Source organism: Nonomuraea sp. NPDC050790 (assembly GCF_044456745.1).
In the GTDB taxonomy this organism is placed as follows: domain Bacteria; phylum Actinomycetota; class Actinomycetes; order Streptosporangiales; family Streptosporangiaceae; genus Nonomuraea.
This window is the reverse complement of sequence record NZ_JBITGF010000008.1, coordinates 110,013-134,584: the sequence shown is the minus strand read 5'-3', so window position 1 is coordinate 134,584 and position 24,572 is coordinate 110,013. Positions and strand designations below refer to the sequence as shown.

At 70.6% G+C, this 24,572-nt stretch carries 18 protein-coding genes; 8 read left to right on the top strand and 10 right to left on the bottom strand.

Translation table 11 applies throughout. From position 1 onward, the window contains the following. Positions 1 to 19 precede the first annotated feature (19 nt). The 3 genes from ACIBEJ_RS36795 to ACIBEJ_RS36785 are packed head-to-tail and all read right to left on the bottom strand — an operon-like array spanning position 20 to position 3,542. Positions 20 to 2,113 (bottom strand): xanthine dehydrogenase family protein molybdopterin-binding subunit, encoded by a 2,094-nt coding sequence (locus ACIBEJ_RS36795; RefSeq protein ID WP_397187548.1) that lies wholly within the window; start codon positions 2,111 to 2,113, stop codon positions 20 to 22. Further along, the gene (locus ACIBEJ_RS36790; RefSeq protein WP_397187547.1) at positions 2,110 to 3,069 is read right to left on the bottom strand and encodes an FAD binding domain-containing protein; all 960 of its coding nucleotides are present in this window, start codon (positions 3,067 to 3,069) and stop codon (positions 2,110 to 2,112) included. Before ACIBEJ_RS36790 ends, ACIBEJ_RS36795 begins: the two co-directional genes overlap by 4 nt. Then, the gene (locus tag ACIBEJ_RS36785; RefSeq protein WP_397187546.1) at positions 3,066 to 3,542 is read right to left on the bottom strand and encodes a 2Fe-2S iron-sulfur cluster-binding protein; all 477 of its coding nucleotides are present in this window, start codon (positions 3,540 to 3,542) and stop codon (positions 3,066 to 3,068) included. Before ACIBEJ_RS36785 ends, ACIBEJ_RS36790 begins: the two co-directional genes overlap by 4 nt. A 77-nt stretch (positions 3,543 to 3,619) precedes the next feature. Here ACIBEJ_RS36785 and ACIBEJ_RS36780 point away from each other — a divergent pair, with 77 nt between their 5' ends. Then, the gene (locus ACIBEJ_RS36780) at positions 3,620 to 4,255 is read left to right on the top strand and encodes a TetR family transcriptional regulator (protein WP_397187545.1); all 636 of its coding nucleotides are present in this window, start codon (positions 3,620 to 3,622) and stop codon (positions 4,253 to 4,255) included. A gap of 299 nt (positions 4,256 to 4,554) precedes the next feature. On the opposite strand, the gene ACIBEJ_RS36775 is transcribed toward ACIBEJ_RS36780, so the two are convergent. Continuing rightward, positions 4,555 to 5,202 (bottom strand): DUF1345 domain-containing protein, encoded by a 648-nt coding sequence (locus ACIBEJ_RS36775; RefSeq protein ID WP_397187544.1) that lies wholly within the window; start codon positions 5,200 to 5,202, stop codon positions 4,555 to 4,557. On the opposite strand from ACIBEJ_RS36775, the gene ACIBEJ_RS36770 reads away from it, so the two are divergent. Then, entirely contained in the window at positions 5,201 to 5,398 is a 198-nt protein-coding gene (locus ACIBEJ_RS36770; RefSeq protein WP_397187543.1) for a hypothetical protein, read from the top strand. The two genes, ACIBEJ_RS36775 and ACIBEJ_RS36770, sit on opposite strands and share 2 nt — an antisense overlap. Before the next feature lie 296 nt (positions 5,399 to 5,694). On the opposite strand, the gene ACIBEJ_RS36765 is transcribed toward ACIBEJ_RS36770, so the two are convergent. The 4 genes from ACIBEJ_RS36765 to ACIBEJ_RS36750 form a co-directional block, all read right to left on the bottom strand. Beyond that, positions 5,695 to 6,840, bottom strand: a complete 1,146-nt coding sequence (locus ACIBEJ_RS36765; RefSeq protein ID WP_397187542.1) for an ROK family protein — start codon at positions 6,838 to 6,840, stop codon at positions 5,695 to 5,697. Further along, positions 6,827 to 7,981, bottom strand: a complete 1,155-nt coding sequence (gene xylA / locus ACIBEJ_RS36760; protein ID WP_397187541.1) for a xylose isomerase — start codon at positions 7,979 to 7,981, stop codon at positions 6,827 to 6,829. Before xylA ends, ACIBEJ_RS36765 begins: the two co-directional genes overlap by 14 nt. After that, positions 7,978 to 9,345 (bottom strand): xylulokinase, encoded by a 1,368-nt coding sequence (gene xylB / locus ACIBEJ_RS36755; protein WP_397187540.1) that lies wholly within the window; start codon positions 9,343 to 9,345, stop codon positions 7,978 to 7,980. The genes xylA and xylB overlap by 4 nt, the downstream gene beginning before the upstream one ends. An 87-nt stretch (positions 9,346 to 9,432) precedes the next feature. Beyond that, a complete protein-coding gene (locus ACIBEJ_RS36750; protein WP_397187539.1) occupies positions 9,433 to 13,668 on the bottom strand; it encodes a discoidin domain-containing protein in 4,236 nt (1,411 codons plus the stop codon). 229 nt (positions 13,669 to 13,897) lie between these two features. On the opposite strand from ACIBEJ_RS36750, the gene ACIBEJ_RS36745 reads away from it, so the two are divergent. The 5 genes from ACIBEJ_RS36745 to ACIBEJ_RS36725 all read left to right on the top strand — a co-directional run bounded on the left by ACIBEJ_RS36745 (position 13,898) and on the right by ACIBEJ_RS36725 (position 19,998). Continuing rightward, positions 13,898 to 14,941 carry a LacI family DNA-binding transcriptional regulator gene (locus ACIBEJ_RS36745; protein ID WP_397187538.1) on the top strand — a complete coding sequence of 348 codons (1,044 nt, stop codon included), beginning with the start codon at positions 13,898 to 13,900 and terminating at the stop codon, positions 14,939 to 14,941. A gap of 203 nt (positions 14,942 to 15,144) precedes the next feature. Then, a complete protein-coding gene (locus ACIBEJ_RS36740; protein ID WP_397187537.1) occupies positions 15,145 to 16,530 on the top strand; it encodes an extracellular solute-binding protein in 1,386 nt (461 codons plus the stop codon). 69 nt (positions 16,531 to 16,599) lie between these two features. Further along, positions 16,600 to 17,499, top strand: coding sequence for a carbohydrate ABC transporter permease (locus ACIBEJ_RS36735; RefSeq protein WP_397187536.1), 900 nt, complete (start codon positions 16,600 to 16,602; stop codon positions 17,497 to 17,499). Further along, complete coding sequence (locus ACIBEJ_RS36730; protein WP_397187535.1) at positions 17,496 to 18,446, top strand: carbohydrate ABC transporter permease; 951 nt, start codon at positions 17,496 to 17,498, stop codon at positions 18,444 to 18,446. Before ACIBEJ_RS36735 ends, ACIBEJ_RS36730 begins: the two co-directional genes overlap by 4 nt. Before the next feature lie 31 nt (positions 18,447 to 18,477). Continuing rightward, positions 18,478 to 19,998 (top strand): glycoside hydrolase family 13 protein, encoded by a 1,521-nt coding sequence (locus tag ACIBEJ_RS36725; protein ID WP_397187534.1) that lies wholly within the window; start codon positions 18,478 to 18,480, stop codon positions 19,996 to 19,998. 36 nt (positions 19,999 to 20,034) lie between these two features. On the opposite strand, the gene ACIBEJ_RS36720 is transcribed toward ACIBEJ_RS36725, so the two are convergent. Beyond that, a complete protein-coding gene (locus ACIBEJ_RS36720; protein ID WP_397187533.1) occupies positions 20,035 to 20,202 on the bottom strand; it encodes a hypothetical protein in 168 nt (55 codons plus the stop codon). Between ACIBEJ_RS36720 and ACIBEJ_RS36715 the strand changes: the two genes are divergently transcribed. Beyond that, complete coding sequence (locus ACIBEJ_RS36715) at positions 20,201 to 21,988, top strand: glycosyl hydrolase family 28-related protein (RefSeq protein ID WP_397187894.1); 1,788 nt, start codon at positions 20,201 to 20,203, stop codon at positions 21,986 to 21,988. The two genes, ACIBEJ_RS36720 and ACIBEJ_RS36715, sit on opposite strands and share 2 nt — an antisense overlap. Positions 21,989 to 21,991: 3 nt before the next feature. Here the strand turns inward: ACIBEJ_RS36715 and ACIBEJ_RS36710 are convergent, their stop codons facing one another. After that, positions 21,992 to 24,565, bottom strand: coding sequence for a ThuA domain-containing protein (locus ACIBEJ_RS36710; protein WP_397187532.1), 2,574 nt, complete (start codon positions 24,563 to 24,565; stop codon positions 21,992 to 21,994). Between the last annotated feature and the right edge of the window lie 7 nt (positions 24,566 to 24,572).

Genomic DNA, 24,572 nt, shown 5'->3' with positions numbered 1-24,572 from the left:
CCTCGGGCCGGGCGTGCGGCTAGAGCAGCTTGTCCAGCGTGATGGGAAGATCCGTCACGCGAATCCCCGTGGCGTGCCGTACGGCGTTGCCCACGGCCCCGGCGACCCCGGTGATCCCGACCTCACCCACCCCCACGACACCGAGGGGCATCGTCGGGTCGGGGTCGCCGATCCAATGCACGTCGATGACCGGAACGTCGGCATGCACCGGAACGTGGTACTCGCTGAGACTCGCGTTCATCACCCGCCCGGACCGGGGATCCACCAGCGTCTCCTCCGACAGCGCCGCCCCGATGCCCATCACGATGCCGCCGCGGAGCTGGCTGGCCACCATCTTGGCGTTGATGACCCGGCCCACGTCGAACACCGACGTCCACCGCGACACCCGTGTCTCCCCGGTGTCGGCGTCGACGCGTACCTCGCAGAAGTGGGCGCCGCAGGCGGCCTTCTGCCATCGCCGCCGGTCGCGCAGCAGCTTGCCCATGAACCGCACCTGACCGGCGATCGCGCCGAGCCCGCTGTCCGCGCCGACCCTGACCTCCACGGGCGCGCGGTGCCGCCGCCTGGCCAGCTTGGCGCACGCCTCGACCAGGGCGGCGGCCACGCTGGCCGTCTGGGCCGAGCCTCCGGCGGCGGGGCCGGTCGGCAGGTCGCTGTCGCCGTACTCGACGGTGATCTTCTCCGGCGGCACGCCGAGCGCCTCGCTGACGATCTGCGTGACGGCCGTCGCGCTGCCCATCCCCATCTCCTGGAAGCCGCAGCGCACCAGCACGGACCCGTCCGCCTTCAGGCGCACGACCACGTTGGCGTGGAACTGCCAGGCCGGGTGGTAGGCCGTGGCCACACCCCTGCCGACCAGCCATCTGCCCTCGCGCCTGGGCCGCTCGCCGGGTTCCCAGCCGAACAGCTTCGCGCCCCGCTCGTAGCATTCGCGCAGCATCCTGTGCGAGAACGCCTTGCCCTCGATCGGGTCGCGCTCCGGCTCGTTGCGCAGGCGCAGCTCGATGGGGTCCATGCCGAGCTTGACGGCGAGCTCGTCCACGGCCGACTCCAGCGCGAACGTGCCGATCGCCTCCCCGGGTGCCCGCATCGAGGTGTTGGGCACCAGGTCGAGCTTGACGAGGTTCTGCCGGGCGAGCAGGTTGCGGGCGTCGTAGAGGTGGTGCGTCTGCGAGGTGATCTGCTCGGCGTGCCCGCCGGTGCGCCCCACCCTGGCGACGCTGGTGTGGATGAGCGCGGTCATCGCGCCATCGGCGTCGGCGCCCAGCGCGACCCGCTGGGTCGAGGGGGTGCGCCCGCCGACCGTGCGGTAGACGGCCTTACGGCTGAGCATCATCCTGATCGGCCGGCCGGTGACCCGGGCCGCGAGCGCCGCCATGATCGTGCCTGGCCACGTGCCGGCCTTGCCGCCGAAGCCGCCGCCGACCTGCGGCGCGATCACCCTGACCTGGCTCTGCTTGAGGCCGAACTTGTGGGCGATCAAATACCGGACGGCGGCCAGGCTCTGCGTGCTGTCGTGCAGCGTCAGCCGTTCGCCGTCCCAGATCGCGGTGGTGGAGTGGGGTTCGAGCGCGTTGTGGTTCTGCGGGGGAGTGGTGAAGCGCAGGTCGACCGTGACCGCGGCGGCCGCCAGCGCCGCCTCCGCGTCGCCCTTCTTCGCCTCGCCCTGCGAGACGATGTCGTTCTTCTGCGGGACCGCGTTGGGCTCCTCGGCCGCGAAGTCGACCACACCCTCCTGTACGGCATAGCCGACCCTGACCCGCGCGGCCCCCTCCTGGGCGGCGGCCAGGGTGTCGGCGACGACCACGGCCACCGGCTGCCCGTCCCAGTGGACCTCGTCGGTGTTGAGGTAGTTGACCGACGAGCCGGTCATCAGCGTCGCGATGTTGACGACCGGGTTGGGGCGGGGCGGCGGCTTCATCCGCGGGGCGTTCTCGTGGGTGATGACGGCGACGACGTCCTTGACCTCGCTCGTGTCGATCGAGGTGATCCGGCCCCGGCTGATCGTCGCGTGCACCATGACGGCATAGGCGAGGTCCGGGTAGGGGAACTCGGCGGCGTACCGGGCGGCTCCGGTGGTCTTGGCCGGGCCGTCGATCCTGTCGATGCTCATGCCAGTTCCCTCAGGGTCGCGACGATCGTACGGCGGGCCAGTTCGGCCTTGAATCCCTCGGTGCCCTCCACCTCCGTTCGGGCGGCCCGCTCGAACGTCTCCTCGTCCGCCTCGGCGCCGGTCAGGATCCGTTCCGCCTTGGCGGCGCGCCAGGGCTTGGGCGCCACTCCGCCGAGCGCGAGCCGTACCTCCTGGATGCGGCCGTCCGCGACCCGCAGGGCGGCGGCGACCGACACCAGCGCGAACGCATAGGACGCGCGGTCGCGCACCTTGCGGTAGCGGGAGTGGGCCGCGACCGGCAGCGGCGGCAGCTCGACGGCGGTGATCAGCTCGTCGGCGGCCAGTTCGGTCTCCAGGTGCGGGGTGTCGCCCGGCAGCCGGTGGAAGCCGGTCAGCGGGATGCGGCGCTCGCCGCGCAGGCTCCGCACCTCGACGGTCGCGTCGAGGGCGGCGAGCGCGACGCACATGTCCGACGGGTGGGTGGCCACGCAGCTGTCACTGGTCCCGAGGATCGCGTGGCCGCGGGAGAAGCCGCCGATCGCGTCGCAGCCCGCTCCGGGCTCGCGCTTGTTGCAGGCGGCGTGGGTGTCGTAGAAGTACGGGCAGCGCGTGCGCTGCATGAGGTTGCCGCCGACGGTCGCCATGTTGCGGAGCTGACCGGAGGCGCCCATGAGCAGGGCCTGCGCGAGCACCGGGTAGCCGGATCTGACCAGCGGGTGGGCGGCGAGGTGGCTGTTGCGCACCAGCGCGCCGATCCTGAGGCCGCCGCCCGGCAGCTCGTCGATCCCGTCGAGCGGCAGTCTGGTGATGTCGACGACGGTCTCGGGCCGCTCGATGTGCTCGCGCATGAGGTCGACGAGGTTGGTGCCGCCGCCGATGACCTTGGTGTGCTCGCGGGTGATGCTCCGCAGCGCCGCGTCGAGGTCGGCGGCGCTCTCGTAGGCGAAGGTTCTCATCGGACTTCCTTGATCGCCTCGACGATGCCGTTGTACGCGCCGCACCGGCACAGGTTGCCGCTCATGCGTTCCCTGATCTCCTCATCCGACAGTTCCCCGTACGGCGCCGCCAGGTCCTCGGTGACGGCGCTCGGCATGCCCGACTTGTGCTCGGCCAGCATGCCGAGGGCCGAGCAGATCTGGCCGGAGGTGCAGTAGCCGCACTGGAAGCCGTCGTTCCTGACGAACGCCTCCTGGATCGGGTCCGCCACGCCTTCGATCGTGGTGACCTCGCGGCCCTCGTACTGCACGGCGAGCGTCAGGCAGGACAGGATGCGCTCGCCGTCCACCAGAACCGTGCAGGCGCCGCACGCCCCCTGATCGCAGCCCTTCTTCGTGCCCGTCAGCCCCAGGTGCTCGCGTAGCGCGTCGAGCAGGCTGACCCGGGGCTCAAGATCGAGCTCCTCGACCGTTCCGTTCACCCTAATCCGCATATTTCGCACGCTAACGGAACATCGTCCTCTTAACAAGAGAACAGTGTCCCGTTATCTCGGGATATGATGCCACGGTCATGACGTTCAGCCGGGCCAGGCGGCCAGAGCAGAAACAGCAGCGACGCGACGCGATCCTCGCCGCCGCCCGCGAGCTGGCGGTGAAGCGCGGCGTCCGCGAGGTCAGCCTCGGCGCCCTGGCCGCCGCCGTGGGCCTGGCGAAATCCAACGTGGTGCGCTATTTCGGGACCCGCGAGGAGGTCTTCCTGACCCTGGCCGCCGCGGAGTGGCGCGCTTGGGCCGAGGCCGTGACCGCCCGCCTGGCCACGGGCGACGGCCTCGTCACCGTCCTGGTCGACACGCTGGCCGAGCGGCACCTCTTCTGCGACCTGCTCGCCCACAGCCCGACCTCGCTGGAGCACAACATCTCGGTGGAGGCCGCCCGCGAGTTCAAGACGGTCGTCATCGCCACCATCGCCGCCCTGGGCGCCCAGGCGGCCGCCGCCGACCCGTCTTTGCCGGAGCAGGAGGCCACCGAGCTCGTCATGCTCGCCACCGCCCTCGCGGGCACCCTGCACGCGGTCACCAACCCGCCCCCGACGATCGCCGAGCTCTACGCCCAGGACCCCGAGATCGCCGCCGTCTGCCCGCCTTTCTCCCCGACCCTGCACCGCGCCCTCACGGCGTGCGCGAGGGGCTTCCAGACCATGCGCTGATCACGCGAACGCCTCCGGGCCGGGCGGGATGTCGGCGATCCGGCAGCCGGGCGGCGTATCGGGTGCCGGACGAAGTGGTCCCAGCGGCGCCGGATCGTGTACGCGGTGCCGGACAGCAGCGCGTGGTCGGAGTTGGGCACGATGAGCAGGTCGAAGTCCTTGCTTGCGGCGATGAGGGCGCCGGCCGCGAGGTCGGCGATCTCCCGCGTGCTCACGCCATGACCTGTTGCTCCGTCCGCCTCGCCCGACTCCCTTCCCCGCCATGCCGCAACGACACGCTCGGACGCGACCGGGCGCGGTCAGGGACCGGTGATGTAGGAGGTCAGGATCGTGATGGCGACGGCGAGGATCATGGTGTTGAACAGGAAGGAGAGGATGCCGTGCACGAGGACCTGGCGTCGCACCCGGCGCCGGGTGACGGTGACGTCGGTGGTGCCGAAGGTGGTGCCGATCGAGAACCCGAAATACAGGAAGTCGACCATGTCCGGCTCGTCGTCGCCGGGGAACTCCAGCCCGCCCGACTCGGCGTACAAACCCAGATAGACCATGACGAAGCCGGTGTGCACGGTCAGCCACGCGGTCGCCACCGCGACGACGCTGATCGTGAGGACCAGGGCGGGCGGCGCGCCCAGTTCCTGGGCCCGGGGCATCACGTTGACGGTCGCGACCAGGGCGATGGCCGCGGCGAGCTGCGAGAGCCGTTCCGGAGTGGACGCCAGCAGGTGGTCGGTACGCCGGCTCCGCAACGCGAGCGCCATCGCCCGCAGGTCCGAGGGGTCGCGCCCGCGGGCGGCGAGCCAGGTGAGCAGGAGGTAGCAGACGGCGTAGATGTCCCACGCGAGGAGATACCTGACCAGGGGTTCGCCCGGCACGAGAAGGCTGAGCAGGGCGGGTGGTATGGCCAGGAGCTGTTTGGGCAGTTCGTGCATCCACCATCGGACCGGCATGATCCGCACCCTAGCCGACCACAGGCGGTTGACCAGGGACATGTACTCCTGGGGCCCGGCCGATCCGATCCCCTCGGTGAGCGCGTGCAACGACGCGTTCACCAGCCTGCACGGCGCGAGCAGGATCTGCGGGCCCTGGGCGGGGAGACTCGACTGGCAGCGGTCCGGGGACGTACCGCAGCCCGCGAGCCCGTGACGCCGGACGGCTCCGCGGGCCAGGCGTCCGGCACGACTCCTCGTGACAGGTACGAGCCGTTGTCGGCGAGCCTTCGCAAGTAGTCCAGTCGGCGGTGGCGCCGACGGGCTCGTGCATCGGGACGGTGCCCAGATCATCGGCGGCCACGGGGCCGCGCACGGTGGGAACCCTGCGGGGACAAGGTCACGAATGCGCCATCGGCAGGCTGGGGGAGGGAAGACCTGCGATCCACTGTGGCGGCGCGGCGCGGGTCCTGGGCGCAGGGAGCTTTCGCCAGGGCGAACGGCCGGCTTGGGTCACCTGGCGGGGAGCGGGTCGGCGAAGATCCGGTCCAGGACGAGGTCGGTGGCGCCGAGGGAGGCGGCGGTGACGCCGAGCGAGGACAGGCGCAGCCGGCACGGGCTGAGGTCGGCGGCGACCACGTGGGTGTCGAGGGATTCGCGCAGGGTGTCCAGGAACCAGGGCGCCAGGTCGGCCAGGTAGCCGCCGAGGATCAGGGCCTTGGGGTTGAGCAGGTTGATCATCGCCGCCGCGCCGCGCCCGAGCCAGGCTCCGTGCTCGCGCAGCGCCTCCAGCACCTGCGGCTCGCCGGTCCGCGCCCGCCTGACGAGCGCGGCGACCTTGGTGTCGTAGGTGCCGCCGGCGTCCGGCGCGATGCGGCGGCTGAGCGCGTCGAGGCCGACGACCGTCTCCCAGCAGCCGGTGCGCCCGCAGCCGCACCGGGCGTGGTTGCCGGCGATGGGCATGTGCCCGATCTCGCCGGCGTAGCCGAAGCCGCCCCGGTAGACCTGGCCGTTCAGGAGCAGCCCGGCGCCGACGCCCACGGTGCCGGTGAGGTAGGCGGAGTCCGCGGGCGCGCCGCGCCGGTGCTCGGCGATGACCGCGAGGTTGGCGTCGTTGTCGCACAGCAGCCCGCCGGGCAGCCAGTCGGCCACCCGGACGTCGTGCCACCGCAGGTTGGGGGCGTGCCTGACGGTCGCGGTGGCGGTGTCGACCAGCCCGGGGACCGCCATGCAGGCGCCCAGGAGGGGACGGCCGAGCCGGTCGGCGAGCGCGGCGAGCGTCGCTCTGGCCTGTTCGGGCGAGGGGTCCCGGACGGGGACGCGCTCGCTGAGGACGACCCGGCCGTCCAGCGTGACCGCGACGGCGTTGACGAAGTCGACGTTGACCTCGACGCCCAGGGCCGCCGCCCGGCCGCCGTCCAGCCGCAGCAGCGTGACCGGACGGCCCCTGCCGCCGACGGGGACCTGCCCGGCCTCGGCGAGCAGCCCGGCCCCGATCAGGTCGGCGACGATCGCGGAGACCGCCGCCTTCACCAGCCCCGTGTCGCGGGCGAGGTCCGCGCGGGAGCGGGCGCCGTGGCTCCTGACCCGGGCGAGGACGAGCCGGGCGTTGTGCCTGCGTACGGTGGCCGGTGTCGCCGGATCGTCAGCGAACGCCATAGAGGTGCTCAAGGGCGAGCTGGTCGAGCGCCTCGAAGGCCATGCCACGGGCGGCGAGCGCGTCCACGTCGACGGTCAGCTCCCGCAGGGTCCGCCAGGTCTCGCCGGGCGCCAGCGTGCCGACGGCCAGCTCGCCCACCCTGGCCTCGGCGAGCGCCTGGATCACCGCGGGGTCGGAGCGGAAGGCCCGCACCTTGGCGCGCAGGATCAGGTAGTTGGTCATGCAGGCCCTGGCCGACTCCCATACCCCCCGGTCGTCCTCGGTGCGGGGCGGCTTGAAGTCGAAGTGGACCGGCCCCTCGTAGCCGCCGGACTCCAGTGCGTCGACCGTCCAGAAGGCGCCGCGCACGTTGCCCGCGCCGAAGCGGAGGTCCTGGTCGAAGCGGGGCCCGTGCTGGCCGTTGAGGTCGATGTGGAACAGTTTGCCGTGCCACAGCGCCTGCGTGATGCCGTGGGCGAAGTTGAGCCCGGCCATCTCCTCGTGGCCGATCTCCGGGTTGAGCCCGACGATCTCGGGGTGCTCCAGCTCGCCGATGAGGGCCAGGGCGTGGCCGATGGTCGGCAGCAGGATGTCGCCGCGCGGCTCGTTCGGCTTCGGCTCGATCGCGAACCGCAGGTCGTAGCCCTGTTCGAGCACGTAGGAGCAGAGGATGTCGAGGGCCTCCTTGTAGCGGTCCAGCGCGGCCCTGACGTCCTTGGACGCGCCCGACTCCGCGCCCTCGCGCCCGCCCCAGCAGACGTACGTCCGCGCGCCCAGCTCGGCGGCCAGGTCGATGTTGCGCAGGACCTTGGCGATCGCGAAGCGGCGCACGTCCCGGTCGTTGGCGGTGAACCCGCCGTCCTTGAAGATCGGATGGGAGAACAGGTTGGTGGTCGCCGTGGTGACGACCAGGCCCGTTGCCTCCAGCGCCTTGCGGAAGGCGCGGACGCGCTCGTCGCGGTCGGACTCGTCGAAGGCGAAGACGTCGTTGTCGTGGAAGTTGACGCCGTAGGCGCCCAGCTCGGCGAGCTCGCGCACGGCCCGCTCGGCCGGCATCGGGGTACGGGTGGCCCCGCCGAACACGTCCTGGGCGGTCCAGCCGACCGTCCAGATCCCGAAGGAGAACTTGTCGTCAGGGGAGGGTGTGTAGGTCACGGTCACTCCTCGGTCCACGGTCGGGTGTCGTCACGCAGCGCGACGAACTGTTTGCGGATCACCGGCCGCGCCGGGGCGGTGAACGTCTCGGCTGGGGCCCGCTCCCAGGCGGGCAGGGTCCCGGTCAGCGCCCAGGCGGCCTGGCGGGCGGCGCCGAGCGCCACGTACTGGGCGGGCCGCGGCACCACGACGGGCACGCAGAAAACCTCGGGCGCGATCCGCCGGACGGCGTCACTGGCCGCCGCGCCGCCGATCAGCACGATCCGCCGCGGCGCGGGCCCGAGCCTGTCGGCGGCCTCGGCAAGGCTGGCCAGCATGCCCTCCACGGCGGCGCGGGCCAGGTTCTCCCGGGTGGCGTTGCGGGTGGTCAGCCCACGCAGCACCCCGTTCGCGCCGGGCCGGTTCGGGGTCCGCTCGCCGTCCAGGTAGGGCAGAAGGGTCAGCCCGCCGGCGCCGGCCTCGGCCCGCAACGCCAGGTCGGACAGTTCGCTCAGGCTCGCCCCGGTCAGCGCGGCGGCCGAGTCCAGCACCCGGGCCGCGTTGAGCGTGCACACCAGGGGCAGGAAGCGGCCGGTGGCGTCGGCGAAGCCGGCGACCTCGCCGCGCGGATCGGCGCTGGGGGCGGCGCTCACCGTGAACGCGGTGCCCGAGGTGCCCAGGGACACCACGACGTCGCCCGGCTGAGGGTCCAGCCCGAGCGCCGCCGCCATGTTGTCGCCGGTGCCTGGAGCGAGCACCGCGCCCCAGGCGGTCTCGCCGACCCGTTCGGCGGGCCCGGCCACGCGGGGCAGCTCCAGCGGCCGCCCGAAGGCCGCCTCCACGTACGCCGGCAGCCACCGCCCGGTCCGGACGTCGAAGTACCCGGTGCCCGAGGCGTCTCCCCGGTCGGTCACCGGATCGCGGGCGCCCAGCCGCCAGGTCAGGTAGTCGTGCGGCAGCATCACCCGGCGCACCCTGGACGCCGCCTCGGGCTCGTTGCGCGAAAGCCAGCGCAGCTTGGTGACGGTGAAGGAGGCCGTGGGCACGCTGCCCGTCGTGGCCGCCCACGTGTCCGGGCCGCCCAGCTCGCGCACCAGGTCGCGGGCCGCCCCGGCCGCGCGCGTGTCGTTCCACAGCAGGGCGTCGCGGACCACCGCGCCGTCGCCGTCGAGCACCACCATGCCGTGCTGCTGGCCGGCGACCGCCACGGCCGCCGCCCTGCTCAGCAATCCGTCCCCGGCCGTGGTCAGCGCCCGCCACCACGCCTCGGGCGGGCAGGACGTGCCCTCCGGATGCGGCGCCGACGCCTCGGCCACGACCGCCCCGCTGTCGGCCTCGCACAGGACGACCTTGGTGCTCTGCGTGCTCGAGTCCACGCCCGCGACCAGCATGCCCTTATTTGTTCACTGTCCAAACTAAAAGTCAATGAGGATGCCCGGCGAGGGTGCGTCCTCCTCCCGCCGGGCACCCGGTCCGTGTCAGTTCCTGTTGATCGTGAACGTGGTCGTCGTGTTCCTGATGTCCTGGTGGTTGTTGGTCAGCGTCAGGTTGTTGAAGGTGGCCGAGCCGACCGCCGGGCCCTGACCCGGCTCGGGCAGCTCGTTGGCCCAGATCCCGAACCCGGACTTGGCGTCGAAGGCGTCACCGCTCTTGCGCGCGCCGGAGATCGAGACGTTGGTGAGGATCGTGTCGGTGACCGGGTTCTCGGGCTGGCCGCCGGTGTACTTCGTCTGGAACATGATCCCGTGGTACGTCGGATCGACGATGTCCACGTCGTTCACCCGGATGCCGCGGAACTCCTTGGAGGCGGAGAAGAGCCAGATCCCCGGGAAGGTCTGCGCCCCCCAGAAATGGCCGCCGCAGCGCACGATCGAGATGTTCTCGAACCGCGTCGGGGTGGTCCCGAAGCCGCGGAAGGCGTAGCCGAAGTCCAGCGAGCTGATCGTGATGCCGGAGTAGGTGAGGGTGTCGGCGATGTAGATGTTGCGGAAGACGTTGTCGAAGCCGCCGTAGACCGCGATGCCCGCGGCCCGCCAGGGAAGCGTGGCCGACAGGTTCTCGAAGACGTTGCCCGTGTTGTCGCCCTGGACGATGTCCACGGCGTTGAACAGGGCGAAGGCGTCGTCTCCCGTCGTGCGGGCGTCGACGTTGCGCACGACGTTGTTGTCGCTGTTGTTGGTGAAGTTGATCGCGTCGGCGAACAGGTCGCGGACCCGGCTGTTGGTGACCGTGACGTTCTGCAGGTTCGTGCCCCAGACCATGACCATCTGGTGCTCGATCCAGAGGTTGTCGATCGTGATGTCGCTGACGCCGGTCAGGTTGAACACCTTGCCGGGGCCGTCCTGGCGCGAGGTGTAGTTGCCGAAGACCGCGAAGCCGGCGAAGCGCGTGCCGTTGGCGGAGGCCGGCACGTCGAACCCGAGGTCGGTGTTCTCCTGGTTGGTGGGCGCGTAGAACCGGGTGAACCAGGGGCCGGCGCCGACCACCTTGACGGCCTTGCCGTACACGTTGAACTTCTGGGAGGTCTGGTAGTTGCCCGCGGGCAGGTAGACGCCCTCCCAGCCGCTCTCCATGCGGGCCTTGTCCAGCGCGGCCTGGACGTCCTGGTGGGTGAAGCCGTTGGGCACGACGTACTTGGCCGGGTCGGGGTTGGCGATCGGCGCGACCTGCTCGGTGTCGACGAAGTCGATCGCGTAGGTGGTGGTGTTGGCCGCGTCCTTCTGCAGCTTGATCTTGGTGCCGGGCGGGAAGGAGGCGTCGAGCATCAGGTTCGCCTCGTCGTAGATGTGCCGCTGGGCGCCTGATCCGGGGGAGTTGTTCGGGCTGGCCTCGGCGCCGTAGAGCCACATGTGCTTGGAGCTGAGGTTGAGCGCCTTGTGGAAGGCGCCGTTGACGTAGACGTTCAGGGTCGAGCTGATGCCGCCGCCGGGGGAGTCCGGGATGGAGAAGCGGGTGACCAGCGTGTTGGTCTGCGCCTTGGTGGTGAACTCGACGAAGGCGCCGGTGCCGTTCAGCGTCACCGCCCTTCTGCCCGAAGCCTCGCCGCCCAGGTCGCCGATGGTGCGGTTGGGGCCGACGGTCGTGGCGCCGCCGCCGGTCACGGCGTCCTCGGCTTCGAGGTGGTCGTAGGGCATGTTGGCGCCGCGCCCGACGAACAGCGACCGGCTGACGGTGTTGTTGGCGCGCTTGACCGGCAGCTCATTGGCGTCGTCGGCGACGACGGCCCGGACGGTGAAGCGGCCGCCCGCCGCGGTCCAGGTGCCGAGGCCGACCGGCGCGGTGGTGGCGCCCGCGGCGATGGCGCCGTTGTGCGTGGCGTTCAGGGTCTTCACCGTGCCGCCGGTGTCGTTGAGCACGGTCACGGTGATGGGGTGGGCGCCGCTCGCGGAGGCCACCGTGCCCTGGTTCTTCAGCGCCACCGAGAAGGTGACGGTGGCGCCGCTCGCCGGGTTGCCGGGCGTCCAGCTCAGGACCGGGACCAGGTCGGAGCTGTCCACGGGGCGGACGGTCAGCGAGCCGGGCGCGGTGAAGGAGTTGTTGCCCTCGTTCTGCTCGATGACGCCGTTGTCCTCGTCCACCTTGGCGCTCACCTGGTAGGAGCCGGCGTCGCGCGGGCCGATGCCGGCCGTCACGGTGGCCGACGCCCCGGCCGCCAGAGCGCCGACGGCGGCGGTGCCGGCCTTGGTGTCACCCAGGTAGAGATTGACGCCGGTCGCGACTGAGCCCGCGGTGCCCTGGTTCTTCACCGTGGCCGACAGGGTGATCGCGTCGGTCTCCACCGGCGAGGCGGGGGTCCAGGACGCGGCGGTGACGACGAGGTCCGGGTTGGGCGCCGGGGTGCCGAAGACCTGGAACTCGGCGACCTGGCCGCCGGGCGCGCCGGTGTTGCTCGCGAACCTGAGCTGCACGTCCGCCGCCGTGGCCGGGACCGGGATGCTGACGCTGTTGCCCGTCGCGGGGTCGAAGGTGTGGTTGGCGGCGCCGACCAGGCTGGTGAAGGACGAGGAGCCCTGGTCGCGGCCGAGGATCTGGATGTTCTGGGTACGGGTGCCCCAGGCGCTCGACGGGTTGAGCTTGAGCACGACCCGGTTGAGGGCGGCGTTGGCGCCCAGCTTCACGGTGAGGGTGTTGGGGAAGGCGCCGGAGTTGGCCTCCCAGTAGGTGTTCAGGTCGCCGTCGACCGCGTGGGCGGCGACGAAGGTGTGCACGTGGCCGGAGGCGGTGACCTCCTTGCCCGCCGCGAGGTTCGTGCCGTCGCCGCTGCCCTGGCGCGTCACGGTGTTGCTCTGGGCCGACAGGTTGCCCGCGGCGTCCTTGGCCTTGACGTGGTAGGTCACCGTCGCGCTGTCCGGCTGGTTGTCGGTGTGGGTGGTGCCGGTCACGGTCGTGCGCAGCGCGCCGTTGGCGTACACCTCGTAGCCGGTGACGCCGACGTTGTCGGTGGAGGCGTTCCAGGTCAGGCGGATCTGCCCAGGGGCGGGCTGGGTGTAGGCGAGGTTGGCGGGCGCGGTGGGCGGCTGGGTGTCACCGCCCTGGCCCTGGCGCGTGACGGTGTTGCTGGCCGGGGACTGGTTGCCCGCGGCGTCCCTGGCCTTGACGTGGTAGGAGACCGTCTCGCTGTCGGGGCGTTGGTCGACGTGGCTGGTGCCGGTGACGGAGGTCAGCAGGGCGCCGTTGGCGTAGACGTCGTAGCCGGTGACGCCGACGTTGTCGGTGGAGGCGTTCCAGGTCAGGCGGATCTGGCCGGAGACGGGCTGGGCGTAGGCCAGGTTCGCGGGGGCGCTGGGCGGCTGGGTGTCGCCGGTGGCCGGGCCGTACACCTCGAACTCCGACAGTTGTCCGGCGGGCCAGCCGGTGTTGGCGGTGATGTGCAGGCGGAGGTAGCGCGTGGTGGCGGCGTTGAAGGAGATGGTCGCGACCGGATTGAAGGAGTAGCCGGTCGAGGGGACCAGGTCGGTGAAGGCGGAGCCGTTCGTGCTGCCTCTGACCGTGATCGTCTGCGTCCTGGCGCCCCACGAGGCGGGCAGCTTCAGGACGAGCCTGTTCACGCTCACGGCAGCGCCCAGGTCGACCTGGATCCACTGCGGAAAGGCGTGGTTGGCGCTCTCCCAGTAGGTGGCCTGGTTGCCGTCGTTGGCGTTGGCCGCGACGTAGCCGTTGACGGTGCTGCCGGCGCTCATCGTCTTGCCCTCGGCCAGGTTGTCGGAGGAGGTGCTTGCGCCGTAGACCTCCAGCTCGGACAGTTGTCCGGCGGGCCAGCCGGTGTTGGCGGTGATGGCGATCCGCACGAATCGGGTGACGGTGGCGGGGAAGTTGATCGTCGCGCTGGGGGCGAAGGCGTGGGAGGCGGAGTTCACGATCGTGGAGAAGCCGGTGCCGTCCGCGCTGCCCTGCACCGACAGCGTCTGATTTCTGGCGCCCCAGCTTGGCGGGAGCTTCAGCACGACCTGGTCGATGCCGACGCTCGTGCCGAGATCCACCTGGGCCCACTGGGGAAAGGCGTGGTTGGTGCCCTCCCAGTAGGAGCCGGGGTTGCCGTCGGTGATGTTCGAGGCGACGTTGCCGTTGACGCTGCTGCTCGCGGTGGCGGTACGGCCCGCCGCGAGGTTGGGGCCGCCGGCGGCCGAGGCGGGGACGGCCACCAGGCCGAGGACGACGCAACTCGCCGCGAGCACTGCGGCGAGCAGGCGTAAGGCCACATGCTTGCTTGTCATCGCTTCCTCTGTCCGTGATGGGGGGCTCTCGGTCAGGGACGCTCGGACCGCTTCTGCCCGGCTGACTGCCCACACATTAAGTTGCCGAGCAGATCTCTGCAATATTTCGACTGAGTGATGAAATGTAACGACTAGATTACGGATCGAAGGCAATCGAGTGGTGCAAGCACGACTCTGCTTCCCGATACTTCGCAAGCCGTTTGAGTGACTTTCGCTCTATGCTTGCAACGTGACTGAAAACCCGACGTCAAGCCGGTCCACCACGCGCCGCCTCGCGGAGGTCGCCAAGAAGGTCGGCGTCAGCGAGGCGACCGTCAGCCGCGTGCTCAACGGCAAGCCCGGGGTGTCGGAGGCGACACGGGCCTCCGTTCTCACGGCGCTGGACGTGCTGGGTTACGAGCGGCCGACCCAGTTGCGCGGCGAGCGGGCCCGGCTGGTCGGCCTGGTCCTGCCCGAGCTGGGCAACCCCATCTTCCCCGCGCTGGCCGAGGTGCTCGGCGGCGCGCTGGCGCAGCGCGGCTTCACCCCCGTGCTCTGCACCCGTACGGCGGGCGGCCTGTCGGAGTCCGACTACATCGAGATGCTGCTCGACCAGCACGTCTCCGGCGTCGTGTTCGCCGGCGGCCACTACGCCGAGTCCGACGCGCCGCACGAGCACTACTACCGGCTGCTCGACGTGCGGCTGCCCGTGGTGCTGATCAACGCCGCCACCGAGGGGCTGGCCTTCCCCCGCGTCTCCACCGACGACGTCGTGGCGGTGGAGCAGGCCTTCGGCCACCTCGCCTCGCTGGGCCACGACCGGATCGGGATGGTGCTCGGGCCCGAGGACCACATGCCCTCGCGCCGCAAGCTGGAGGCGTTCCAGGCCGAGACCGCCAAGGCGGGCATGGTGTTCGACCCCGAGGCGGTGGAGCGCGGGCTGTTCTCCCTGGAGGGCGGGCAGGCCGTGACGACCAGGCTGGTCAAGAAGGGGATCACCGGGATCATCTGCGCCAGCGACGTGCTCGCCCTCGGGGCGGTGCGGGCGGTGCGGCGGCTCGGGATGTCGGTCCCCGACGACGTCTCCGTGGTGGGCTTCGACGACTCCGCCTTCATGAACTGCACCAACCCCCCGCTGACCACGGTCCGCCAGCCCATCGAGGCCATCGGGCGCACCGCCGTCACCCTGCTGGTCAACCAGGTCGACGGCACCGCGGGATCGGTCGAGGAGCTGCTGTTCGAGCCGGAGCTCGTCGTGCGCGGCTCCACCGCCCCGCTGAAGGTGCGCGCCTGACGCCCCTTCTCCCGGCCCGGCGCTCCTCTCCCGGAGGGGGCCGGGCCGTCGTTGTATCGCGGGCTTGTCACTTTTTTGCGGAGTTGTTGCCGAACTCTTGCTGCGATCTGTGTGGCGCAGTATGTTCCTCGCAATCGGCTCGCGAAGCCGGGTCCGACTTTTGAGCCTCGTCGGTCGGGGACCGTCCAGGAGGTAACCCACCCATGAAAGCCCGTCCCATCGCGATCGTGCTCGGCGCAGGACTCGCACTCAGCCTCGCAGCGTGCGGCTCCGGCGGCGCCCCGCCCCAGTCCAGCGCGGCGGCCACCGCATCGGGCTCGGCGGCGTCCGCGGCGCCGGTGTCGATCTCGATCAACTGCATGCCGCCGAAGACGAACACCGCGCAACGCGCCACCTTCCAGCAGGACGTCGACGCGTTCCAGCAGCTCAACCCGAACATCAAGATCGAGAAGGCGGTCGACGCCTTCCCCTGCTACGAGCCGCGGACCTTCGAGGCCAAGCTGGCGGGCGGCCAGCTCGAAACCGTCTTCTACGTGAACTTCCCCAACGTGGGACGCCTCATCGAGTCCGGCCAGGCGGCCGACCTCACGCCCTACCTCGACTCGCTCACCACCTACAAGGACTACAACCAGGCGATCGACCTGTTCAAGAAGGACGGCAAGGTCTACGGCCTGCCCACCGACGGCTACGGCATGGGCCTGGTCTACAACAAGGACGTCTTCACCAAGGCCGGGCTGGACCCGAACAACCCGCCCAAGACCTGGGCCGAGGTCCAGGCCGCCGCCAAGGCCGTCGCCGCGCTCGGCCCCGGCTACGTCGGCTTCGGCGAGTACTCCGGCGGCAACACCGGCGGCTGGCACTTCACCGCCTCCCTCTATGCCCGCGGCGGCGACATCCTGGCCCCCGACGGCAAGTCCGCGGCCTTCAACTCGCCCGAGGGCAAGGCCGTGCTCGACTTCCTCAAGCAGATGCGCTGGACCGACAAGAGCACCGGCTCGCGCCTGTACAACGAGTGGCCGGCGCTGATGCGCGCCATGGCCGGCGGCAAGATGGGCATGATGCTCGGCGCGCCCGACGTGCTGATCGGCCTGCGCAACGACTTCAAGGCCAAGTTCGAGAACTACGCGGTCACCTCCGTGCCCGAGGCCAAGGCGCTGTTCAACGGCGGCGCCGGCTACATGATCAACCCGAAGGCCACGCCCGAGCAGATCAAGGCCGGCCTGAAGTGGATCGAGTACGAGTTCCTGACCCCGGGCAAGGGCCAGCTCGACTACGTACGCGCCAAGGGCGCCGACCTGACTGTCGGCCAGCCGTACCCGGACCTGTACGGAGCCGACACCGAGTCCGGCAAGGCCGTCGCCGACCTGCGCGCCGCCAACGCCAACATCGACCTGGCCCAGTTCGCCAAGTGGGTGGAGGGCTCGAAGGGCATCGCGCCCAAGCCGGAGCCGGGCCCGTACGCCCAGGAGATCTACGCCATCCTCGACACCCCGATGTCGGCCGTGCTGACCAGGCAGGACGCCAACATCGACCAGTTGCTCGCCGACGCCGAGGCGAAGGTCAACGCCCTGCTGAGCAAGAAGGGCTGACCTGACGGCACGCTGCCTGGAGCCCGCACCCCGGGCTCCGGGCAGCCGAGCACCCGGATCGGATCAACGATGACGACACTCACCATCAGAAGAGCCCAACGCGGCCGCGCGATCAGACGCAACATCACGGCCTACGGCTTCCTCAGCGGGGCGCTGATCTGCTTCGCGTTCTTCTCCTGGTACCCGATGGTCTGGGAGATCATCCTCAGCTTCCAGCAGACGAACTTCGTCGACCCGCCGGTGTGGGTGGGCCTGGAGAACTTCCGCACCGTCTTCGCGGACTCGGCGTTCGCCCCGGCCTGGCTGAACACCGTGACGTTCACCGCGCTCGCGCTGGTCATCGGGTACGGCGTGCCGTTCGTCGTCGCCATCGTCCTGAACGAGCTCCGCCACTGCCGGGCCTACCTGCGCTTCGTGGTCTACCTCCCGGTGATGCTGCCGCCCGCGGTCGGCGTGCTGCTCTTCCAGTGGTTCTACGAGCCGGAGACGGGCCTGTTCAACACCATCCTCGGCGGGCTGAACCTGCCCGCCCTGGGCTGGCTCAACTCCACCGACACCGCGCTGGTCTCCCTGGTGATCGTCTCCACGTGGATGAACCTGGGCTCCGGAACGCTGATCTACCTCGCCGCGCTGCAGACCATCCCGGGCGAGCTGTACGAGGCGGCCGAACTGGACGGCGCGGGCATCTTCCAGCGCATCTGGCACGTCACGATCCCGCAGACCAAGCTCATCCTCCTGGTCATGCTGCTGCTGCAGGTGATCGCCACGATGCAGGTGTTCATCGAGCCCTTCCTGCTGACCGGCGGCGGCCCGGAGAACTCCACGGTCACCGTGGTCTACCTCATGTACCAGTACGCCTTCAACTTCGGCAACATCAACGGCGGCAACGCGCTCGGTGTGATGCTCATGATCGTCCTGCTCGTGTTCTCCACCATCTACCTGCGCGTGTCGAGGGAGAACAGGTCATGACCACGCTTCTGGAACGGCCGGCGACCGGCCACCGGGGCGGCAAACGGCCACGGCCCCGCAGGACGATCCACAGCGACATCCGCACGGTCGTCTCGCCGCACCAGCTCAACTCGCGCTGGGGACGCCGCGTCTACTGGCTCGTCCTGGGCTTCGTCGTGATCAGCTTCACCGCCGCGTTCGTCTTCCCGCTCTACTGGATGATCACGGGAGCGATGAAGACCACCGAGGAACTGGTGGCGATCCCGCCCACGTTCCTCCCCTCGCGCTTCGGCCTGGAGGCCTTCGCCGAGGCGTGGGAGATCATGGACCTGAAGCTGCTGATGGGCAACACCGCCCTGTACGCCGGCGGCGCCTGGCTGTTCACCCTGGCCCTCGACGTGACCGCCGCCTACGCGCTGTCCAAGCTGCGTCCCGCCCTGGGCAGGCTCGTCCTCGGCCTGATGCTGGCCACGCTCATGATCCCGCCCATGGTGATCATGTTGCCGGCGTACCTGACCGTCAAGGACCTGCCGCTGCTGGGCTGGGACCTGCTGAACACCCCCTGGGCGATCTGGCTGCCCGCCGCCGCCAACGGCTTCAACATCTTCCTGCTCAAGCGGTTCTTCGACTCCATCCCCAGGGAGCTGCTGGAGGCGGCCGAGATCGACGGCGCCTCGCCCGGCCGCATCCTGTGGTCGGTGGTCGTCCCGGTCTCGCGGCCCATCCTCGGCGTGGTCTCCATCCTCACCGTGGTCAACGTCTGGCGCGACTTCGTCTGGCCGCTGCTGGTGCTGCAGGACCCCGAGAAGATGTCGGTCAGCATCGGCATCGCCTCGCTGTCGAGCCAGATGCCGCAGAACGTGCTGATCGCCTCGCTCGTCATCGCCAGCATCCCGACGATCATCGTCTTCTTCATCTTCCAGCGGCACATCATGGCCGGTCTCACCGCAGGCAGCCTGAAGGGCTGAGCTCTGACAACGCAAGGAGTTGTGTTTTAGCATGCCTCAGACGTGGTGGCGGGGAGCCGCGATCTACCAGGTCTACCCGCGCAGCTTCGCCGACGGCAACGGTGACGGGATCGGCGACCTCGGCGGCCTGCGGGCCCGCCTGCCGTACCTGAAGGACCTGGGTGTCAACGCGATCTGGCTCACCCCCTGGTACCCCTCGCCCATGGCCGACGGCGGCTACGACGTCGCCGACTACCGCGACATCCACCCGGACTTCGGCACCCTGGGCGAGGCCGAGCTCCTCATCGGCGAGGCGCACGCGCTGGACATCAAGGTCATCATCGACGTGGTGCCGAACCACGGGTCGACCGCCAGCGCCTGGTTCCAGGAGGCGCTCGCCGATCCTGCCAAGCGCGACCGCTTCTGGTTCCGCGACGAGCCGGGCGACTGGCAGTCGATCTTCGGCGGGCCGGCGTGGACGCAGGTGCCCGACGGCCAGTGGTACCTGCACCTGTTCGACCCGGGGCAGCCCGACCTGAACTGGGACAACCCCGAGGTCCACGAGGAGTTCCGCCAGGTGCTGCGGTTCTGGCTGGACCGCGGCGTGGACGGCGTGCGCATCGACTCGGCCGCGCTGCTCGTGAAGTCGGAGACCGCCTTCGAGGACATCGACGGCGTGCACGACATCTACCGCGACTGGCGGCGGATCGCGGACGAGTACCCCGACCGCATGCTGGTGGGCGAGGTGTGGCTGCCCGACCAGGAGCGCATGGCCCGCTACCTGCGGCCGGACGAGCTGCACACGGCCTTCAACTTCGACTTCCTGGCCTGCCCGTGGGAGCCGGAGGCGCTGCGCGCCTGCATCGACCGCACGCTCGCCACCCACCTGCCGCTCGACGCCCCGCCCACGTGGGTGCTGTCCAACCACGACGTCGCCCGCGTGGTCACCAGGTACGGCAGGGCGGAGACCTCCTGGGACCACGGCAACCGCCGCGACGGCGTGCCCGCCGATCTGGAGCTCGGCTACCGCCGCGCCAGGGCGGCGGCGCTTCTGGCCATGGCGCTGCCCGGCGGCGTCTACATCTACCAGGGCGAGGAGCTCGGCCTGCCCGAGGTCGAGGACATCCCGGACGAGCTGCGCCAGGACCCGATGTGGCGCCGCTCCGGCCACACCGTGCCGGGCCGCGACGGTTGCCGGGTCCCGATGCCGTGGTCGGGCGAGGAGCCTCCCTTCGGATTCGGCGCCGGCAGCCCCTGGCTGCCCCAGCCGGAGACCTGGCGCAAGCTCACCGTCGAGGCGCAGGAGGCCGACCTGGGCTCCATGCTCACCCTCTACCGCACGGCGCTGCGCCTGCGCCGCGACTGGCTCGGCGACGGGACGCTGAGCTGGCTGGAGGGCCGCCCCGACGTGCTGGCCTTCACCCGCGACTCGGGCCTGGCCTGCGTCGTGAACTTCGGTCCCGATCCGGTACGGCTGCCGCCGCACGGGTCGGTCCTGCTGGCCAGCGGCCCGCTCGACGGGGGCGAGCTCCCCGGCGACACCGCCGTCTGGCTCTCCCCCCGCACTCCGTGAAAGGCGGACGCGATGTCCCGACTCCTCACCGCGCTGTTACTCGTGGCCACGGTCCTCGTGGCCCCTGCCCCCGCGGTCGCCGCCACCGCGCCGGTCGTGACCAGGGCCGCGCTCGACCCGCCCGGCCCTCGTCGCCGGCCGCGGCGCCGACGTCAGGTTCACCGAGCAGGAGGCCGAGAACGCCGCCACCGACGGCACCGTCATCGGCCCCGACCGTACGGCCTACACGCTGCCCGCCGAGGCGTCGGGCCGCAGGGCCGTGCGGCTGACGCCGGGCCGGCACGTCGAGTTCACGCTCCCGAAGGCCGCCAACGCGATCACCGTGCGCTACAGCATCCCCGACTCCCCGACCGGCGGCGGCATCAAGGCCCCCCTTGAGGTCACGGTGAACGGCGGGGCCAGGAAGGTGATGACCCTCACCTCCGAGTACGCCTGGCTCTACAACCAGTACCCGTTCACCAACGACCCCGGCGCCGACCTGCTGCACCCGGACTGGTGGGTCACCGAGTGCTCCTGCGTCCCGTCCGCCACCAGCCCCGCGCCCACCTTCGCCAAGCCGTTCCGCCCCACGCACTTCTACGACGAGCAGCGGCTCCTGCTCGGCAGGACCTACCGCGCCGGCGACCGGATCAGGCTCACCGTCCCGCAGGCCGGCAACGCCGCGTGGACCGTCATCGACCTGCTCGACTCCGAGCTCGTCGGGCCGCCGCACGTGCGGCTGGTGGCGGCGAACGTGCTGGCCTTCGGCGCCGACCCCACCGGCAGGCGCGAGTCGGCCGCCGCCTTCGACCGGGCCATCGCCTTCGCCAAGCGCGAGAACCTCAAGGTGTACGTGCCGCCCGGCGTCTACCAGGTCAACCGCCACGTCATCGTGGACGAGGTGACCATCGAGGGAGCCGGCAACTGGTACACGATCATCAGGGGCAGGCAGGTCGCGCTGCCGGAACCGTCGCCCGACGGCTCCGTGCATACCGGCGTCGGCTTCTACGGCAGGCCGGCCGCCGAGGGCGGCAGCCGTAACGTGCACCTGTCGGGGTTCGCCATCGAGGGCGACGTACGCGAGCGCATCGACACCGACCAGGTCAACGGCATCGGCGGCGCCATGAGCGACTCGACGATCCAGGGGCTGCACATCCGCCACACCAAGGTCGGCCTGTGGTTCGACGGCCCGATGCGCAACGTCAAGGTGACCGGCAACATCGTCGTCGACCAGATCGCCGACGCGCTCAACTTCCACACCGGCGTCACCGACTCGCTCGTGTCCGGCAACTTCGTCCGCAACACCGGCGACGACGGGCTGGCGATGTGGTCGGAGAAGACCGCCAACTCCCGCAACACCTTCTCCCGCAACACCGTGCAGTCGCCCACGCTGGCCAACGGCATCGCCGTCTACGGCGGCGCCGACACCACGGTCGAGGGCAACCTGGTCGCCGACCCGGTCCGCGAGGGCAGCGGCCTGCACGCGGGCTCCCGCTTCGGCGCCGAGCCGTTCACGGGCCGGCTGCTGTTCAAGGACAACAGCGTGGTGCGCGCCGGCACCCTCGAACTCAACTGGAAGATCGGGCTCGGCTCCATCTGGCTCTACGCGCTCGACCGGAGCATCGACGCCGACGTCCAGGTGAGCGGGGACCACTACCTCGACAACACCCACAACGCGATCATGCTGGTCAGCGAGTGGGCGGTGAAGGACCTGTACACGATCGACCGGGTGCGCTTCAAGGACATCCGCGTCGACGGCACAGGCACCTCCGTGGTCAGCGCCCGCGTGAAGGGCTCGGCGTCCTTCGAGAACGTGGACGCGCGCAACGTGGGCGCCGTGGGCGTCAACAACTGCGGGTCGTTCGACTTTCCGCCGACCGGCTCGGAGTTCGCGCTGGCCGACCTGGGCGGCAACGACGGCGGGTGGCTCGCGCCGTGGATGCTGCCCAACACGATCACGTGTGACGACCGCCCGCCGGTGGTGCCGCCCCCGGCGCCCTCTCCCTGGTAGCCGCTAGGACTGGGCCTGGAACTGGGTCACCCAGTGCCGGGTCCGGTCCAGATAGGCGGTCTGGGCGGCGGCGCCGGTCCTGCCGTAGGCGCCCTCGAAGCTCTGGTACCCGGCGCGCGGCACCGCGGGCTCGATGACGCTGCCCTCGTGCCACTCGTTGAACGAGGTGATGGAGACCCAGGTGGGCCTGGTGTTCAGGGCGTTGGTCCACTCCTTGTCGTAGGTGGCGCCGTTGTCGCGGGTCAGCGTCGGGGTCGTGTTGCCGGGCACGGCCCGGTCGTCGATGTAGCCGGGCCCGACCGAGGGGGCCCAGACGAGGCCGTGCCGGCGGGCGTAGTCGGCCGCCTGCTGCCAGCCGGGAGCCGTCGCCCCGGCGATGGCGTCGTAGGTGTACAGGCCGCCGAAGTGGGCGATCTTGGAGGTGTCGGTGGTCTGGGCGAGGACGACGTTGTCCTGGTTGACCTGCGCCAGTGCCGACCAGTCGGTGATGCGCAGGCTCTCGAAGACGTAGAAGGCGTTGTCGAAGGCGGCGTGCGTGCCGTACTGCTGGTTGATGTAGCGGATGTCCTCCACGGTGGAGGCCGCGGTACGGCCCGCGTACGGCTCCAGGTGCCAGGCGACCTTGAGCCCCTCCTTGGCGGCGGCGTCCATGACGCCGCGCGACAGGCCGTCCTCGTAGCTGCCCCGGCCCCACCAGCTCGTCACGACCACGCCCGCGCCCGACTGTTTGATCCACTTCATGTGCTGGGCGACGGCGCCGGTGAAGTCACCGGAGTCGTAGGGGCCGAGGGCGGGGTAGAGGTCGGCGCCGATGCTGTCGGGCGGGTTCTGGCCGCCCTGCTGCCAGTGGCGCCAGGGGCTGGCGTCGTACCAGGGGTAGTAGAAGATGTGCACCTTGTCGGAGACGGGCGCGCCCTGCCGGCCGGTCTCCAGGGTGAGCGTGTCGACGTCGAGCAGCGCGCCGCCGCCGCCGGTGAAGGTGAGGAACAACGGGCCGCTCGCCGTCCCGGTGAGCGCGGTGGAGACGTTCTGGAAGTTCTCCCACCCGCCGGTGTTGGGCACGTTGACTGAGCCGAGCACCGTGCCGCTCTGGGAGCCGGCGCGGACGTGGATGGTGCCGCCCGCCCCGCCGGAGGAGACGCGGGCGCTGAAGCGGGTCGCGCCGGCCGTGCTGACCTGCGAGAAGCCCGACCAGTCGCCGTTGTCGACGTAGCCGAGCGTCCGGCCGCCGCTGGCGGGCGGGTGGTTGGCGATCTGCACGCCGCCGGTGGAGGTGTAGGACTCGCCCTCCACCGTTACGCCGCTGCCGCCGAGCTCCTTGATCCGGATGTTGCGGAAGGACACCTGGTCGGCGGCGCCGTGGTTCTGGATGCCGATGTGGCCCTGGCGCAGCGAGCGCTGCGGGCTGGTGTTGGTGAAGTCGTTGATCTTCACGCCGTTGAGCAGCACCTGCAGCCGCTCGCCCTCCACGAGGAGCTCGTAGGTGTTCCACTCGCCGGGCGGGTTGAGCGCGGCGTCGCGGGCGGCCTGGTCGGCGGCCTTGAAGCCGTAGATCGAGCCGGTGGTGCGGTCGGGGGAGTCGGTGGCGTCGATCTGGACCTCGTAGCCGTTGGCGACGGCGGAGTTGGGGTCGCCGGACGGCGGGAAGCCCAGGAAAACGCCCGAGTTGCTGTCGCCGGTCAGCTTCCAGTCCAGCTTGAGCGAGTACGCGCCGAACTCGCGGGCCTGGTACCACAGCAGGCCCATGCCGCCCTGGGAGGTCAGGGTGGCGTCGGCGTTGGCGAAGGCGCCGGGACCGGCCTGGGACCAGCCGCTGGTCGAACCGTCGTAGAGCGTGGTGTACCCGGTCTCGGGACGGCAGTCGGCCTTGGCCATGCCCGCGGCGTACCGGATGCCGCCGAGTAGCAGCCGCCGGAAGTTCTGGTCCGCGTACGACTCGACGGTGTGGCCGAGCCCGGTGTAGAAGGAGCGGCCCTGGCCCTGCGGATGGCACCAGGTGATGGGGTGGTCGCCCATGTCGCCGCCGGTGTAGCTGCCCTCGTTGAGGCTCTGCAGTACCTTGACCTGCGCGCGCGGGCCGGCACGGTAGTTGTACCACTCGTCGGTGCGCGTCCATGCCTGCCCGAGGTGGGCGGTGGCGGCGTGGGAGCGGTCCTCGTTCCTGACCGTCGCCTGCTGGATGTGCGGGTGGCTGCGGAAGTAGGCGCCGACGAGCTTCTCGTAGTACGGCCAGCCGTACTCCGTGTCGGCGGCGGCGTGCACGCCCACGTAGCCGCCGCCCGAGTCGACGTAGGACTGGAAGGCGGCCTGCTGGGCGTCGTTGAGGACGTCGCCGGTGGTGTTGAGGAAGACCACGGCCTTGTAGGCGCCCAGGTTGGTGAGGGCCTGGGCGTCCTCGGTGGCGGTGACGGTGAAGTTGTTCGCCGCGCCCAGCTCGCGGATCGCCTGCACGCCCGCGGGGATCGCGTCGTGCCGGAACTCGGCGGTCTTGGAGAAGACCAGCACCTGGTACGCGGGATCGGGCGCGGCGGTGAGCACGGACCCCACCAGCGCCAGGGAGAGAAGTATCTTGATCATCTCGTCC

What these genes read in the sequence shown, in the direction of transcription:
- ACIBEJ_RS36795 (WP_397187548.1), bottom strand. Translation starts at nt 2,113, where the DNA reads ATGAGCATCGACAGGATCGACGGCCCGGCCAAGACCACCGGAGCCGCC.
- ACIBEJ_RS36790 (WP_397187547.1), bottom strand. Translation starts at nt 3,069, where the DNA reads ATGAGAACCTTCGCCTACGAGAGCGCCGCCGACCTCGACGCGGCGCTG.
- ACIBEJ_RS36785 (WP_397187546.1), bottom strand. Translation starts at nt 3,542, where the DNA reads ATGCGGATTAGGGTGAACGGAACGGTCGAGGAGCTCGATCTTGAGCCC.
- ACIBEJ_RS36780 (WP_397187545.1), top strand. Translation starts at nt 3,620, where the DNA reads ATGACGTTCAGCCGGGCCAGGCGGCCAGAGCAGAAACAGCAGCGACGC.
- ACIBEJ_RS36770 (WP_397187543.1), top strand. Translation starts at nt 5,201, where the DNA reads ATGATCCGCACCCTAGCCGACCACAGGCGGTTGACCAGGGACATGTAC.
- ACIBEJ_RS36775 (WP_397187544.1), bottom strand. Translation starts at nt 5,202, where the DNA reads ATGCCGGTCCGATGGTGGATGCACGAACTGCCCAAACAGCTCCTGGCC.
- ACIBEJ_RS36765 (WP_397187542.1), bottom strand. Translation starts at nt 6,840, where the DNA reads ATGGCGTTCGCTGACGATCCGGCGACACCGGCCACCGTACGCAGGCAC.
- xylB (WP_397187540.1), bottom strand. Translation starts at nt 9,345, where the DNA reads ATGCTGGTCGCGGGCGTGGACTCGAGCACGCAGAGCACCAAGGTCGTC.
- ACIBEJ_RS36750 (WP_397187539.1), bottom strand. Translation starts at nt 13,668, where the DNA reads ATGACAAGCAAGCATGTGGCCTTACGCCTGCTCGCCGCAGTGCTCGCG.
- ACIBEJ_RS36740 (WP_397187537.1), top strand. Translation starts at nt 15,145, where the DNA reads ATGAAAGCCCGTCCCATCGCGATCGTGCTCGGCGCAGGACTCGCACTC.
- ACIBEJ_RS36735 (WP_397187536.1), top strand. Translation starts at nt 16,600, where the DNA reads ATGACGACACTCACCATCAGAAGAGCCCAACGCGGCCGCGCGATCAGA.
- ACIBEJ_RS36730 (WP_397187535.1), top strand. Translation starts at nt 17,496, where the DNA reads ATGACCACGCTTCTGGAACGGCCGGCGACCGGCCACCGGGGCGGCAAA.
- ACIBEJ_RS36725 (WP_397187534.1), top strand. Translation starts at nt 18,478, where the DNA reads ATGCCTCAGACGTGGTGGCGGGGAGCCGCGATCTACCAGGTCTACCCG.
- ACIBEJ_RS36720 (WP_397187533.1), bottom strand. Translation starts at nt 20,202, where the DNA reads ATGACGGTGCCGTCGGTGGCGGCGTTCTCGGCCTCCTGCTCGGTGAAC.
- ACIBEJ_RS36710 (WP_397187532.1), bottom strand. Translation starts at nt 24,565, where the DNA reads ATGATCAAGATACTTCTCTCCCTGGCGCTGGTGGGGTCCGTGCTCACC.